Annotated in this window: 11 protein-coding genes; 8 read left to right on the forward strand and 3 right to left on the reverse strand. The window is 64.0% G+C overall.

Annotated elements, in window-relative coordinates; all coding sequences use genetic code 11:
* Positions 1-60: 60 nt before the first annotated feature.
* A complete protein-coding gene (locus KEM60_RS12480; RefSeq protein ID WP_219107915.1) occupies positions 61-1284 on the reverse strand; it encodes a S9 family peptidase in 1224 nt (407 codons plus the stop codon).
* Positions 1285-1621: 337 nt separating this feature from the next.
* Here KEM60_RS12480 and KEM60_RS12485 point away from each other — a divergent pair, with 337 nt between their 5' ends.
* From KEM60_RS12485 to KEM60_RS12495, 3 genes are all read left to right on the forward strand, one after another.
* Complete coding sequence (locus KEM60_RS12485) at positions 1622-4249, forward strand: lamin tail domain-containing protein (protein ID WP_255574585.1); 2628 nt, start codon at positions 1622-1624, stop codon at positions 4247-4249.
* 32 nt (positions 4250-4281) lie between these two features.
* Positions 4282-4698 carry a peptide-methionine (R)-S-oxide reductase MsrB gene (gene msrB, locus KEM60_RS12490; RefSeq protein ID WP_219107916.1) on the forward strand — a complete coding sequence of 139 codons (417 nt, stop codon included), beginning with the start codon at positions 4282-4284 and terminating at the stop codon, positions 4696-4698.
* A 199-nt stretch (positions 4699-4897) separates the two neighbouring features.
* On the forward strand, positions 4898-5179 hold the full coding sequence (locus KEM60_RS12495; RefSeq protein WP_219107917.1) for a hypothetical protein: 282 nt from the start codon (positions 4898-4900) through the stop codon (positions 5177-5179).
* Positions 5180-5284: 105 nt separating this feature from the next.
* Here the strand turns inward: KEM60_RS12495 and hemQ are convergent, their stop codons facing one another.
* Positions 5285-5989: a hydrogen peroxide-dependent heme synthase gene (gene hemQ, locus KEM60_RS12500; protein WP_219107918.1), complete on the reverse strand. Its 705-nt coding sequence runs from the start codon at positions 5987-5989 to the stop codon at positions 5285-5287.
* A 75-nt stretch (positions 5990-6064) separates the two neighbouring features.
* On the reverse strand, positions 6065-7171 hold the full coding sequence (hemE, locus tag KEM60_RS12505) for a uroporphyrinogen decarboxylase (RefSeq protein WP_219107919.1): 1107 nt from the start codon (positions 7169-7171) through the stop codon (positions 6065-6067).
* A gap of 107 nt (positions 7172-7278) precedes the next feature.
* Between hemE and KEM60_RS12510 the strand changes: the two genes are divergently transcribed.
* From KEM60_RS12510 to KEM60_RS12530, 5 genes are all read left to right on the forward strand, one after another.
* Positions 7279-7860, forward strand: a complete 582-nt coding sequence (locus KEM60_RS12510; RefSeq protein WP_219107920.1) for a DUF3000 domain-containing protein — start codon at positions 7279-7281, stop codon at positions 7858-7860.
* A gap of 27 nt (positions 7861-7887) precedes the next feature.
* Complete coding sequence (locus tag KEM60_RS12515) at positions 7888-9405, forward strand: HRDC domain-containing protein (protein WP_219107921.1); 1518 nt, start codon at positions 7888-7890, stop codon at positions 9403-9405.
* Between the two features lie 112 nt (positions 9406-9517).
* Positions 9518-10765, forward strand: a complete 1248-nt coding sequence (locus tag KEM60_RS12520) for a thiolase family protein (RefSeq protein WP_219107922.1) — start codon at positions 9518-9520, stop codon at positions 10763-10765.
* Positions 10762-12873, forward strand: coding sequence for a 3-hydroxyacyl-CoA dehydrogenase NAD-binding domain-containing protein (locus tag KEM60_RS12525; protein ID WP_219107923.1), 2112 nt, complete (start codon positions 10762-10764; stop codon positions 12871-12873). The genes KEM60_RS12520 and KEM60_RS12525 overlap by 4 nt, the downstream gene beginning before the upstream one ends.
* 325 nt (positions 12874-13198) lie before the next feature.
* Positions 13199-14728 (forward strand): UDP-N-acetylglucosamine 1-carboxyvinyltransferase, encoded by a 1530-nt coding sequence (locus KEM60_RS12530; protein ID WP_219107924.1) that lies wholly within the window; start codon positions 13199-13201, stop codon positions 14726-14728.
* Positions 14729-14776 lie beyond the last annotated feature (48 nt).

Genomic DNA, 14776 nt, shown 5'->3' on the forward strand with positions numbered 1-14776 from the left:
AGGAAAGCAGCCACTGCGGTGGGGGCGCGACGACACAGCCGCGCCCCCACCGTTGGCGTGTCACCGCGGAGACGTCAAAAACTCAGTGACGACCTGATCCCACCTGGCCGGGTCGGTGTTCCATTCCTTGGTGTGACGGGCTTCGGTCCACGACACATACGTCACCAGGTCAGGGCGGGCGAGCGCCAATTGTTCGGAGGGGCCGACGGGGACGAAGTCGTCTGCCACCGAGTGGATGATCAGGATGCGGTGCGCGAGTTCTGAGGCGCGACCGATCCAGTCAGTTTCGGTGACATCCAAGGGTGACTCCACCCCGACCAGGCTTGTCGCCACCCGGGAGCGCAGCACCCGACGGGCCACTGCCGCGAGGGATTGGGGGAGGCGTCCGATATGGATGTGGTGGCGCATCACGTCGTACCAGTCGACGACTGGACCGTCGAGGACGACGTCGTCGACGGCGGCTGCCCAGGGGGAACGGGCCAAGGTTTGCAGGACGATGGCGCCTCCCATCGACCAGCCGAACAGCACGATCTTGCGGGCACCTTGTTCCACTGCATAACGCAGGGCTGCGTCGATGTCGGCCCATTCGGCGAGGCCGAGCGCGTAGCGTCGGTCCACGGATTCCGGTGAGTCGGGGTCATTGCGGTAGGCCGGGACCAGGGTGGTCCATCCGAGGCGGTGGACGGTGGGGACGGCGCGGAGGCATTCGGCGCGTAATGCGCCGCGTCCGTGGACCATGACGGCCCAGGTGTCGCTGTCGGTGGGGTCGTCGGTGGTCGCGCCAGGTATCACCCAGGTGGGGAGGTCGCCGACCGGTCCGGTCACGGTGATTTCGTCGTACGGCAATCCCAGTGATGAGATGGGGTTGCCGCCGTAGTAGTAGCCGTTCCAGCGGGCCGTGCCTACCCGTAAGGTGCCGGAGTCGACACCGAGCAGTTCGCGAGTGACGGTGCCGGTGACGTCGTCGCGGTCGAGGATTTCCCCGATGCGGACATGTCCGGCGCCGTTGTCGAGCCACAGCCCGTATCTGCCGGGGACATCGCAGTCGATGCTGGTGCGCAGGGTGATCGTGGGGATGTCGGCGTACGGTCTGGCGGGTGTGGGTTCGTACACCTTTTCCTGAGCGACCGGGAGGGTCGGGATGAGGTGCGGGTCGGGAATGTCGAGGATGTCGATGTTGTCGGGGCGGTCTCGTTCCGGGGTGAGCATTCGGCGCAAGGCGTAGGACGCGAGACCGATGGTGACCGCACCTCCGGCGGCGATCCCACCGGCGGTACCGGCCACGGCTGCGGTCCACCAAGACGGACGAGAGTACGACGTAGAACAGGAGGTCACCACGGGTTCTATCCTGCCAGGTGGAGCTGAAGACAGCGTGAGTGGCGCACGGTGCATTTGTCCTCATATGTGGCGTTCGGGGATGGCCGTAGCTGCTGCTGACGGGGGTCGCTGCGTCCTGGTGCGTTCCAAGGGTTGGTGAAGATGGTGGATCGATCGCTTGCCGTTTCCGGAAAGTTGACCCATAAATTACCTAAAGATGTTGTAGGGCAGCTATTTTCAGTCCGTCTCGATTCTTTCCCTTGAGCGGAAGAGCCACCCCATGTCATCGCACCCCAGGTCAACCATGCCCACCACCCGACGACGCAGCCCCGCCCGCCTAGCGGCCTTCGCCCTCCCCGGCGCCCTTGCCGTCACCGCTCTCGTCGGCGTCGGTGACCTCGCCACACCCCCTGCCGCGAGTGCGCGCCCCACCGCGCTCGCCGCCTCCCCTTCCGTGGTCATCGCGGAGGTGTACGGCGGTGGCGGGAACTCTGGCGCCCCAGTCCGGCATGACTTCATCGAACTCTTCAACCGGGGCACCACTCCGGTCGACCTCACCGGCTGGTCGGTGCAGTACTGGTCATCGAACGGCAGTTCCGCCACCTCTACCCCATTGAAGGGGACTCTCGCCCCGGGTGGACGACACCTGGTGCAAGAAGGTGGCGGCACACATGACACCGGCACCGCGCTGCCCACTCCAGACAGCACCGGCTCAATCGCTCTGTCCGCGACGGGTGGTCGCGTCGCGGTGGCCGACTCCCAGGGCACCGTCGTTGACCTGCTCGGTTGGGGTCCCAAAGCGGCGACATCCGAGAAATCCCCAGCTCCGGCCACCACGGCGCGCACCTCAGTGGCTCGCCGTGACGTGTGTGTAGACACCGATGACAACTCCACTGACTTCGTGGTGGGAGCGCCCACCCCACAGAACAGCAGCACCCCAGCCACCCCTTGTGGCAGCGTCAATCCTGGCGATCCACCTGCTGGCCCTCCGGCCGATCCCCCCAGCGACCCGAGCGATCCCGCTGACCCTGGCGATCCCGGTGACCCGGCTGACCCGCCGGCAGATCCAGGTGATCCGGCGGACCCGGGCGACCCGGCGGACCCCAGTGATCCCGCTGACCCGCCCGCGGACCCAGCAGATCCTGGCGATCCCGGTGACCCCCCTGCTGTGGGAGTCACGATCGCTCAGATCCAGGGCCGCACCCATCGGTCGCCGTACCAAGGACGCACCGTCACCCAGGTGCCTGGCGTCGTCACTGCGGTCAGCAAACGCGGCTTCTGGTTCCAGTCGACCCACCCGGACGACGACCCGGCCACCAGCGAAGCCCTGTATGTCTACACCAAGTCAGTGACCGTGAACGTCGGCGACGAAGTCCGCGTTGACGGCAAGATCAACGAGTATCGCCCCGGGTCCCGGTCCGGCGAGGTCAACCTCACCACCACCCAGTTGCTCCCCACGAAGACCACCGTCGTGGCCTCACATCGGGCCCTGCCCGCTCCAGTGCGGTTGGGGATAGATCGGGTCGCACCCCAGCAGAGCATTTACGTCGGATCTCCTGGTGACGTCGAAAAAGTCACTACCCCGCTGAATGTCACCGGCAATGCTCTGGACTTTTATGAATCCCTCGAAGGGATGCGGGTCGCAGTCCCTGACGCCCACGTCGTCGGTCCGAAGTCGAAATATAACGACATTCCAGTGGTGCCAGGCTCGGCGGTCGACGCGGTCCGCTCCGCCCGTGACGGTGTCGTCCTGTCCGGCTATGACCACCCCAACGCGATGCGGGTCCAACTCGATAAGCTCCTGCTGCCCCGTAAGGGCATGCCGGCAGCTACTGTCGGCGATCGCCTGACCGGTGAAAACGTCGGCATCATGGATTACAGCTTCGCCAACCCCAAAGTGCATCTCGTGAACACACCGACGGTGAAACCTGGCGGGTTGCAGCGGGAGACGACCGCCGCTGCCAACGCATCTCAGCTCTCCGTGGCGACATTCAATGTGGAAAACCTCTCCCCGAAGAATCCCCCGCTGAAATTTGAACGTCTCGCTCAACAGCTCACCACCAACCTGCGCAGCCCTGACATCGTGGCCCTGGAGGAAATCCAAGACGATTCCGGTCCTGCGAAGGATGGGACAGTTTCTGCCGCGCAGACGGTACGGCAACTCACCGATGCTGTCACTGCTCAAGGCGGACCCCGCTATGAGGCGATGTGGATCGACCCGCAGAACATGACTGATGGTGGCCAACCCGGCGGGAACATTCGCCAAGTTTTCCTGTACCGACCTGACCGGCAGATCTCCCCCGCGTCCCGATCCGCGGGGGACGCGACTACTGCGGTCGGTGTCACCGACGGTGACGACGGCCAACCCCATCTGACGCTCAATCCAGGACGGATCGAACCGACCAACCCGGCGTGGCGCAACTCTCGGAAACCCCTCGCTGTCGAATTCACCGTGCAGGGTCGCTCCATGGTCCTCATCGCGAACCATTTCTCCAGCAAGGGCGGCGACCAACCGTTGTTTGGCCGGTATCAGCAACCGAACCGTCAGTCCGAAGAACACCGTCACGCTCAAGCCCAGGTCGTGCGGTCCTTCGTCGATCAGTTGATGTCCGGGCGTCCTCAGGCCAGGGTCGTCGTCCTCGGCGACATCAACGACTTCGAATACAGCCGCACCACCAGCATCTTAGAAGGCGACTGCAGCCTCTTCAGTCTGCCGAAAACTCTCCCGGTGAATGAGCGATACACCTACGTCTACCAGGGCAACAGTCAGGTTTTGGACCAGATTCTGGTCAGTCGCTCGCTGCGTGGGGAAGGTTCACGCCTTGGTTCAACGTTCTCTTATGACATCGTGCACACCAATGCCGAGTTCCCCGACCAAGACAGCGATCACGACCCTCAGGTGGCCCGGTTTGACCTGACCACCTGGAAGTGATCGATCCCCCATCCGAGAGGCAGCCGCGACCGATGAACCCTCCGACGTACCCGATCCGACGTAGCGACGACGAATGGGCGCGGCTGCTCTCTCCGGCGGAATTTCACGTGCTCCGGCGGGCTGGGACCGAGCCAGCTGGGATCGGTGAGTATGTGGAAACCACCACTGAAGGGGTCTACCTGTGCCGCGGATGTGGCGCTGAGCTCTTCCGCAGCCAAGAAAAATTCGCCAGCCACTGCGGATGGCCATCCTTCTGGACCCCTCAAGATTCCACTGCCGTGGAGTACGTCGAGGACCGCTCGCACGGGATGGTGCGCACCGAGGTCAGGTGCGCCAGCTGCGGCTCACACCTGGGACACGTGTTTGCGGGGGAAGGTTACGACACCCCGACAGATCAGCGGTACTGCATCAACTCCATCAGCCTGAAACTGCGACCCGACGCGTCCTGACCAGAGCTCTTCGCAGACAACGATGTACGCCGGTCGGCCGTGGTGATCCACACCATGACCGACCGGCGTCACTCATCCCGAGACTCCCCCAGAACTCAGTCGCACCGAGCCCATGCCGATAGTCAACACAGACGCCGCCGCAGCCCTGCCGGCACCGACGGTGAACCTATGGCACTGCTGTTGACGAGGGAGAACGACCATGATCACGCGCGACTTGTTGGTGGAGGCGCTGAGCCACCCCGATGACTCCGGGACACCGGGTCTGGACCCTGAGGTCGCGTCCCGTGTCGCCGACAGCTGCCTGGCGATCTTCGCCTCGGAGGCTGGCGAAATCCGTCGACAGATCCTGCAAGTCGCTGCCGAACGCATCAGCCCCGCTGAGGATCAACAGGTCTTTGCGGGCGCACCGTGGGACATGGGTTTTCATGACGGACGCGCCGACGCAGCACACGCCCTGCGGTTGATGTCACGTCAACTCTGATCCGGATCAGCGGTCCTGGCCGCCACGAACCGCCCGGCCGGTGTCGCGCGAGCACGGCGACACCGGCCGGGTCATGCCCCCCGATCTGCCGATGACCTGCCCAGATCAGGGCAGTGACGCCACCATCTCGGCGGGCTCACGACGAGGCCCAGTAAAGAACGGGACCTCTTCACGCACATGCTGGCGCGCTTTAGCGCCACGCAGGTGCCGCATCAGGTCCACGATCCGGTGCAGTTCATCAGCTTCGAAGGCCAACAGCCACTCGTAGTCGTTCAGCGCGAATGACGCCACCGTGTTGGCCCGCACATCTGGGTAGTCCCGGGCCATCTGTCCGTGTTCGACCAGCAGGTCGCGCCGTTCGGCGTCGTCCAGCAAATACCAGTCGTAGCTGCGGACGAAGGGGTAAACACACACGTAGGCGCGGGGTTCTTCCCCGGCGAGGAAGGCCGGGATGTGGCCCTTGTTGAATTCAGCCGGCCGGTGCAAGGCGACTGACGACCAGACCGGATCCAGGTGACGTCCCACGGGGGTGCGCCGGAACGCCTGGTAGGCGGCCTGCAATTGTTCGACCGTGGCGGCATGCCACCAGATCATGATGTCGGCGTCGGCGCGCAGCCCGGACACGTCGTACAAGCCTCGTACGACGACACCGTCGGCTTCCAGCCCGGCGAAGAACTCCTCAGTGGACCGGATGATCTCAGACCGATCGTCGTGGGGCAGGTCAGTGCTAGCGGCGAACACCGACCACATCGCGTAGCGGACGGTGTCGTTGATGGCTCGGATCTGGCTCGGAGAGGGGCGGCTGTTCATGACGTCATTGTGGACCACAAGGCCGAAGGTCCCGACATCAGCCGTCTCCTCATGCGCGTTGACCCACCTGAGCGGTCAGATTCCCTGATCGGACAACTCGATCTGGGGTTCGTGCGACAGCTCATGGATCAGATCTACCACTCGAGTGAGCATCCCCGGGTCGGTGTCTGGGAGCACTCCATGACCCAGATTGAAAACATGCCCAGGGGTACGACGCCCCTCAGCGACGATGGTGCGCACCCGCGCCTCAATCGCCTCCCACGGAGCAAACAGAGCTGCCGGGTCCAAGTTGCCCTGCACGGCATGGTCAGGGCCGATACGGCGGCTGGCTTCGGCCAAACTCACCCGGAAATCGACACCGACAACCTCCGCGCCGACCGCTGCCATCGCCGGGAGCAACTCGCCAGTCCCCACCCCGAAATGAATCCGGGGGACCTCCAAATCTGCTACCGCACCCAACGCCTGCCGGGAATGCGGTGCCACATACCGCTCGTAGTCCGCTCGAGGCAGTGCCCCCACCCACGAGTCAAACAGTTGCACCGCGCTTGCTCCGGCCGCTGCTTGGGTGCGTAAGAACGCCCCGGAGATCTGAGCCAGCCGACGACACAGGTCGTGCCACAACTCCTCATCGCCATACATCAGCGCCTTCGTGCGCTCGTGGTTCTTGCTAGGACCACCCTCCACCAGGTAGGACGCCAAGGTGAACGGTGCGCCAGCGAAGCCGATCAGCGGGGTCTCCCCCAGCTCAGCCACCAGCATCTGCACGGCCTCAGTGACATACGGCACCGCATCAGCGTCCAGTGGTATTAACCGATCCAGGTCGGCCCGCTCTCGGATCGGCTGCGCCACCACCGGCCCCACACCGGGGACGATGTCTAAGTCAATGCCCACGGCCGCCAAAGGGACCACGATGTCGCTGAAAAAGATTGCTGCATCCACACCATGACGACGTACCGGCTGCAAGGTGATCTCGGTGACCAAGTCAGGACGACGACACGACTCCAACATCGGAATGCCTTGTCGGAGCGACCGATACTCCGGCAACGACCGCCCTGCCTGGCGCATAAACCAGACCGGGGGGCGTGCGCCGGGGTTACGACGCGCGGCCTGGACGAGCAGGCTCTCACGCGGGCCGGTCGTGGACACGTCGTCGAGGGGGGAGGCGTTGGTCACGCCGCTCATCCTCCCATGTCCACGGACAGAGTCGAGATGCTCGCACTGTGCAGCTCGACGCCCTGCCCCCGGCGTGGTGTCCGCATTGCGAGCGCCTCGGACCGTAGGGTGCGACAGTGACCAGTCGCCAGGCTTGCCACAGTGCACCGGAGGAGTTCACCAGATGCGTCGGCCGTCTCGTCGAGGTGCAGACCCGCCCTGAGGTACGGCTGGAGGAGATGCCCGCGCCCCAACGGATCGCGCCCTTCAGTGCCGCCGTGACCGCCGATGTGAGTGTCGACGACACGGAGGAGCCGTTAGCGACCGGACGTTTCGTGGTGTTGCATGACCCGGACGAACCGGCCGCATGGTCCGGAGCATGGCGGATTGTCACTTTCGCTTCAGCTCGGTTGGAACCGGAGATGAGCTCTGAACCGCTGCTCGGCGAAGTAGGTTGGTCTTGGCTGCGAGACGGGCTCGTGGACTCCGAGTTGACCTTCCGCGCCTTAGGCGGGACGGTGACTCGCGTTGTCTCCGACAGCTTCGGGTCATTGGCGCAAAAAGATTCTGTCGTTGAGATCGAATTACGAGCCTCCTGGACGATCGATGGTCCCGATGTCCCCAGCCACCTGCGCGTCTGGGCTGACGTCCTCGCCACGTTCGCCGGTCTCCCGCCGCTGCCAGAAGGGGTCGTCCCGTTGCCGGGTATCCGACATTGACCGGGGCATGTCATCCTGGACGACGGCATGAGCAGCATTCCCGGTGATTCACCGTCCCCCGTTGGCCCCGGCGTCCCTTTCCACGCCGAGGCGGAACGCGTCGACCGTCAGACCCGTTCCGCCCGTCACACCCGTCGGCGTACCCGGGCTTCCCGGGCCGACCTGCAGCAGGACTTGGCGCGCCGCCGCGGTGAACGCACCGCCGAGCAAGCCCCACACGGTCCAGAAATCACCGATGAAACGACCCCAGAGGATCTGGGGATGCCTCGGCTGATCTCCCATCCTGCGGAGGGAATCCCCCCGGTCGTGGCGCAGGAGGACGAGCTGGAAGACGCCGCACGCCGGTTGGCTGGTGGCACTGGCCCCGTCGCGGTGGACGCGGAACGGGCTTCCGGATATCGGTACGGGCAGCGAGCCTATCTGGTGCAGTTACGCCGTGCTGGAGCCGGAACGTTCCTGATTGACCCGGTAGCCTGCCCGCAGCTCAGCCCACTGCAAGACGCCCTCGCTGACGTGGAATGGGTCGTGCACGCCGCCACCCAAGATCTGCCCTGTCTAGCTGAAGTCGGGCTGACACCGAGCCGGTTGTTCGACACGGAATTAGGCGCGCGGCTAGCAGGGCTGCCACGCGTGGGCTTAGCCGCCGTGCTGGAGCATTACCTTGACGTGACCCTAGCTAAAGAACATTCGGCGGTGGACTGGTCGACCAGACCGCTACCCGAACCGTGGCTGCGGTATGCCGCGTTGGATGTAGAAATCCTCGTCGAACTGCGGGACCGCATCGAGCAAGACCTGCAAGACCAGGGCAAATTGGCCTGGGCTCAGGAAGAGTTCACTGCGTTAACCTCTTTCACCGGGCCGCCGCCCCGCATCGACCCGTGGCGGCGCTTGTCTGGCCTGCATCGACTCCGTGGCCGCCGTACCCTCGCCATCGCCCGCGCCCTGTGGTATGCGCGCGACGACCTGGCCCGCCAGCGAGACATCTCCCCCGGCCGAGTCATCCCGGACGCGCCGCTCCTCGAGATCGCCCAAGCTGCCCCACGCACCTCCGCCGCCGTCGCCGAGGTCACCTCCAATCGCGCTGCCCGCAGACATGCTTTGACGTGGGCCGAAGCTGTCCGATCAGCGTTGGAGCTACCTGAGGATGCCCTTCCTGCGATCACGGTGCCCTCGTCAGCGCCGCCTCCGCCGCGCACCTGGGCAGACCGTGACCCGGTAGCCGCCGCTCGACTGGCCTGGGTCCGCGCACAACTCGCTGTTTTTGCGGCAGAGCAGCGCATCCCGGTGGAAAACATCCTCGCCCCTGACACCGTGCGACGGGTGCTGTGGAACCCACCCGAAGCCATCGACGACGAGATCCGAGAAGCGTTGAGCGCGCGAGGGGCTCGCCCCTGGCAGATCGCCGTCGTCACCCCATTAGTGAGGCATGCTCTGACCACACCCGCTGAACAACTCGTCGTGGAGCCCCCAGCCACTGAGTCAGCCCCGGCAGCAGCCGAGACCCAGCACACCTTGCCTTCCGATCCGGTCCGCTCCTCCTGCTGAGAGATACGCCACGTCGACGTCAGATCCTGGGACGTCACACCCTCGGTCACAATGGCGGGAAACCCGGCCCCACAGCCGGTTCCGTCCCGCCGTGTCGCCCCAGGGAGAGTCCGTGTCCACACCACGTCATGAAGTCGTCTTCGTCGACGGTGTCCGCACCCCGTTTGGAAAGGCAGGAGAAAAAGGGCTGTACGCCCAGACTCGCGCCGATGACCTTGTCGTCGCCTGCGTGCGAGAACTCCTCCGTCGCCATCCTGAACTCCCCCCCGACCGCATCGGCGACGTCGCTATCGCTGCGACCAACCAGACCGGCGACCAAGGACTGACCATCGGTCGGACCGCAGCGTTATTGGCTGGGCTGCCGCACACTGTCCCCGGATACGCCATCGACCGCATGTGCGCCGGAGCCCTCACCGCGGTGACTACCACCGCCGCCAGCATCGCGTTCGGCGCGTACGACGTGGCTCTGGCCGGTGGAGTGGAACACATGGGTCATCATCCGATGGGCAGCGGATTGGACCCCAATCCTCGGTTCATCTCGGAAAAGATCGTCGACCCCGAAGCCTTAAACATGGGATGCACAGCGGAAAACCTGCACGATCGTTTTCCCCAGCTCACCAAGGAACGCGCTGACCGCTACGCCATGCTCAGTCAGCACAAGATGCAGGCGGCGTACGCCGAGAACCGGATCCAACCGGACCTGGTGCCCGTCGAAATCCGCAACGCCGAACTCGGCTGGGGCTTAGCCACCGTGGACGAGCCGCCCCGCCCCGGCGTCACCATGGAAGCGTTAGCCGAGTTGCGGACACCGTTCCGGCCGCATGGCCGAGTGACGGCAGGGAACGCCGCCGGTCTCAACGACGGCGCCACCGCCTGCCTGATCGCCTCAGAGCATGCCGCCGCCGAACTCAGCTTGCCGGTGCGCATGCGGCTGGTGTCCTTCGCGTTCGCCGGGGTTGAACCGGAGATCATGGGTTTCGGACCAGTACCAGCGGCAGAAAAAGCCCTGGCACAGGCTGGGTTGACGATCGACGACATCGGACTGTTCGAAATCAATGAAGCATTCGCCGTACAAGTGCTGTCGATGCTGGACCATTTCGGGATTGCCGACGACGATCCGCGAGTCAACCGGTACGGCGGCGCTATCGCTTGCGGTCACCCCCTCGCCTCCTCCGGGGTCCGACTGATGATCCACCTCGCTCGCCAGTTTGAGGAGTCCCCACAGGTGCGATACGGGATGACTGCGATGTGCATCGGCATGGGCATGGGTGCCGCTGTGATCTGGGAGAACCCCCACCACCTCGACTATGCCCCTGGAGTCACCACGTCGACCGCCACTGCTGAGGAGAACGCCCGATGAGCATCGACTTCACTGACGTTTTCCCTGACGAAGTGGTCACCGCCTCCCTGGCGCGTGACGTCGACCTCCCCGGCGGAGCTGGCACTTTAGCGCTCATCACCCTCGACAATGGACTAGACCACTCGCGCCCCAATACTTTGGGGCCAGCCACCCTTGCCGCGTTGGGAGCAACGCTGGACGCCATCGCTGCGCGTGCCGCCGCCGGAGAGATCGTCGCAGTCGGGGTGACGGGCAAACCCTTCATTTTGGCGGCCGGAGCTGACCTTTCCGGTGTGGCAAAAATTACCCAGCGGGCCCAGGCCCGAGCCATCGCCGAACTGGGACATGACGTTTTCACCCGACTCACCGACCTAGGCGTGCCCTCTTTCGCATTCATTAACGGATTAGCGCTGGGAGGCGGGCTAGAAATCGCCTTGCACTGCACCTACCGCACCGTTTCCTCTGGCGCAGCTGCTTTGGCTTTCCCCGAATGTTTCCTCGGCCTCGTCCCTGGATGGGGCGGCACGTGGCTGCTCCCCCAGCTCATCGGCCCCGCAGACGCCCTCAAAGTCCTGGTGGAAAATCCCCTGTCAATGAACAGGATGCTCAAAGGCCCCCAAGCCCTGCAGCTGGGAATCGCCGACGCCATGTTCGACCCGGCAGATTTCCTCGCCCAATCCTTAACCTGGGCCGGACACGTCCTCACGGGACACACCACTGTCGAACGCCGCGCGATAGACCGCGACGAGGCTACCTGGTCGGCGGCAGTCACCGCAGCAAGGACGTTGGTGGACACCAAAACCGGCGGGTGCGCACCGGCCCCGTACCGGGCAGTGGACCTCGTTGAGGCTGCGCGGACAGCAAGCCGAGCGGAGGGCTTCGAGGCGGAAAACGAAGCGCTCGCCGACCTCATCATGAGCGAGGAGCTGCGCGCTGGCCTCTACGCTTTTGACCTGGTCCAGAAACGAGCCAAGCGTCCGGCCGGAGCGCCCGACCGATCGTTAGCCCGTCCGGTCACCAAAGTGGGCGTGGTCGGCGCAGGTCTCATGGCCAGTCAGTTGGCGTTGTTGCTGGTACGGCGACTGAAAGTGCCAGTGGTGATGACTGATCTGGATCAGGCCAGGGTCGATAAAGGTGTCGCCTCAGTGCATGCCGAGCTCGACAAACTCGTCGCCAAGGGTCGGCTGACACCGGACCGCTGCAACCGATTGAAGAGCTTGGTCACTGGATCCACCTCAAAAACTGATTTTGCTGATGCGGAATTTGTCATCGAAGCAGTCTTTGAGGAGATGACCGTCAAGAAGCAGGTGTGGGCGGATGTCGAAGCCGTCGTCTCCGCAGAGTGCGTATTGGCGTCAAATACCTCATCATTGTCGATGACCCAGATGGCTGCGGACCTAGCGCATCCGGAGCGCGTGGTGGGTTTCCACTTCTTCAACCCGGTCGCAGTGATGCCGCTGTTGGAGATTGTGCAAGGCAAGCAGACAGATGCGTCAACTTTAGCGACAGCTTTTGCGACGGGCCGCTCGCTGGGAAAGACCACCATCTTGGTGCAAGACAGCCCTTCGTTCATCGTGAACCGATTGCTGGGTCGGTTTATGTCAGACATGGGCCGCTTGGTCGATGCGGGAACGCCCATCGATGTCGCGGATCAAGGGTTCGCTGGCATCGCACCGATGCCCCCATTCATGCTGATGGGCTTGGTGGGGCCAGCGATTGCGTTGCATAACAACGAAACTCTCGCTTCGGCTTTCCCTGACCGGTTCGTCGTTTCAGAGAATCTTCGTCGAGTCGTGGAGTCAGGTCGTACGTCGTATTACACCTTCGGCCCGCAAGGAATGATCGTGGACCCGGAGGTAGCTGCGATGCATGCACCAGCCGGAACCCCGACGGTGTTGGACGCCCAGGAGGTACGTCGCACCGTCTTGGCTGGTTTGGCTGAAGAAGCCAGGCTGATGCTGGATGAAGGCGTGGTGGCCGAACCGATGGATCTCGATCTGGCCATGATCACTGGTGCGGGATTCCAGTTCTGGAACGGTGGCCTGACCCCGCTCCTTGATCGCAGCGGAGTCGCTGAGCAGACTACGGGGCGCCGATTTTTACCGGCAGGGGTGGCCAGCCTGGCGTAGTGAGTTCTTCGAGGCAGACACGGCCCGGTGGGATGTCCAGGTGGCTTCCTGCCGGGCCGTCTGACGGCTGGGAGCGGCCTAGTCGGTGCAGCTCCACCGATCACCGGTGCCGATGGACCGGAGGGGGTACGGCGGGTCAACACGCTCGGTCGTGCCATAGGCAGCTGGGATCAAGCTGCCACAATGGTGTGACAGACTTGGGCGACTGTCCAATGAGGCCAGGTGTCCTGATGCATCTGGCGGAGGGCAGCAGCGAGAGACGCCACGACTCCCGTCACCACTGGACTGACCGGCGAATATCTCATATGTGAGTTACATTGAGCGCATGAGTGAGGACTACTTGGCACGCATCGGAGGTCTCATCCGCGACGCGCGGCGCCACCAGGGGATGACCCAGGCGGAGCTGGCCGAACATCTCGGAACGAGCCAGAGCGCCGTCGCCCGGATTGAGCAGGGCAAACAGAATCTCAGCTTGGAGATGCTGGCCCGCATCGGGGAGTCTCTCGACTCCGAATTCGTCTCTTTGGGCTCGGCTGGTCCGCAGCACCTGCGGATCCGGGGTGGGACAAAACTGTCCGGCTCCATTGATGTGAAGACCAGCAAGAACGCTGCCGTCGCGCTGTTGTGCGCGTCGCTGTTAAACCGTGGCCGGACCACGCTGCGCAACCTAGCCCGGATTGAAGAGGTCAACAGGATCGTCGAGGTCCTGCAGAGCATCGGCATGAAAATCCGCTGGCTCCCGGGGACCTCCGACTTGGAAATCACCCCGCCGGAGCGGGTCGACCTGTCAGCGATGGACCTTGATGCGGCTCGCCGGACCCGCACGATCATCATGTTTTTCGCACCGCTTTTACACGACTTTGACAGCTTCTCGCTCCCCTTCTCCGGGGGATGCGACCTCGGCTCACGCACCATCGAGCCGCATATGACGGCGCTGCGCAGCTTCGGACTGACCGTAGAAACCACCAACGGGTTCTACGAGGCTCGCGTTGATAGCTCAGTGCGTCCGACCCGAGCGATCGTCCTCACCGAACGTGGCGACACCGTCACCGAAAATGCCTTGATGGCTGCTGCCCGATACGAGGGCGAGACGGTCATCCGCAATGCCAGCCCCAACTACATGGTCCAGGACCTGTGCTTCTTCCTGCAGAAGCTTGGCGTGGAAGTCGAAGGCATCGGTACGACGACCCTGCACGTGCGGGGACGCAGCGAAATCGATGTCGACGTCGACTACTCCCCCAGCGAAGACCCCATTGAGGCGATGAGCCTGCTGGCGGCCGCTGTGGTCACGGAGTCCAGCATCACCATCCGCCGGGTCCCGATCGAATTCCTCGAAATCGAACTGTCATTGCTCTCCGAGATGGGCATGAAGTACGAGCTCGGTAGCGAATACCAGTCGGCCAACGGGATGACTCGACTCGTGGATCTCACGACGATCCCCGGCCCTCTTGTCGCCCCCATCGACAAGATCCACCCGATGCCGTTCCCCGGCCTCAACATCGACAACTTGCCTTTCTTCGCTCTGATCGGTGCAGTTGCTGAAGGCCGGACCATGATCCACGACTGGGTCTACGAGAACCGCGCCATCTACCTCACCGAACTCACCAAAGTGGGCGTGAAGGTGCAGCTACTCGACCCGCACCGAGTGCTCATTGACGGCCCCACCCGGTGGCGCGCCGCCGAAGTGGTCTGCCCGCCCGCGTTGCGCCCCGGTGTGGTGATTCTGCTGGCGATGCTCGCTGCCCCTGGCACGTCAGTGCTCCGCAACGTCTACGTCATCAACCGCGGCTACGAAGACCTCGCGGAGCGCCTCAACGCCCTCGGCGCCAGCGTCACCATCTTCCGCGACATCTGACATCGCTAGGGGGTCTTCACCGACCTGACACGGCTCACGAAACGGCGG

Source organism: Austwickia sp. TVS 96-490-7B (assembly GCF_019331795.1).
Classification (GTDB): Bacteria; Actinomycetota; Actinomycetes; order Actinomycetales; family Dermatophilaceae; genus Austwickia.

Excerpts from the sequence above, each read along its gene's own strand:
- KEM60_RS12485 (WP_255574585.1), top strand. The coding sequence starts at position 1,622 with ATGCCCACCACCCGACGACGCAGCCCCGCCCGCCTAGCGGCCTTCGCC.
- msrB (WP_219107916.1), top strand. The coding sequence starts at position 4,282 with ATGAACCCTCCGACGTACCCGATCCGACGTAGCGACGACGAATGGGCG.
- KEM60_RS12495 (WP_219107917.1), top strand. The coding sequence starts at position 4,898 with ATGATCACGCGCGACTTGTTGGTGGAGGCGCTGAGCCACCCCGATGAC.
- hemQ (WP_219107918.1), bottom strand. The coding sequence starts at position 5,989 with ATGAACAGCCGCCCCTCTCCGAGCCAGATCCGAGCCATCAACGACACC.
- hemE (WP_219107919.1), bottom strand. The coding sequence starts at position 7,171 with ATGAGCGGCGTGACCAACGCCTCCCCCCTCGACGACGTGTCCACGACC.
- KEM60_RS12515 (WP_219107921.1), top strand. The coding sequence starts at position 7,888 with ATGAGCAGCATTCCCGGTGATTCACCGTCCCCCGTTGGCCCCGGCGTC.
- KEM60_RS12525 (WP_219107923.1), top strand. The coding sequence starts at position 10,762 with ATGAGCATCGACTTCACTGACGTTTTCCCTGACGAAGTGGTCACCGCC.
- KEM60_RS12530 (WP_219107924.1), top strand. The coding sequence starts at position 13,199 with ATGAGTGAGGACTACTTGGCACGCATCGGAGGTCTCATCCGCGACGCG.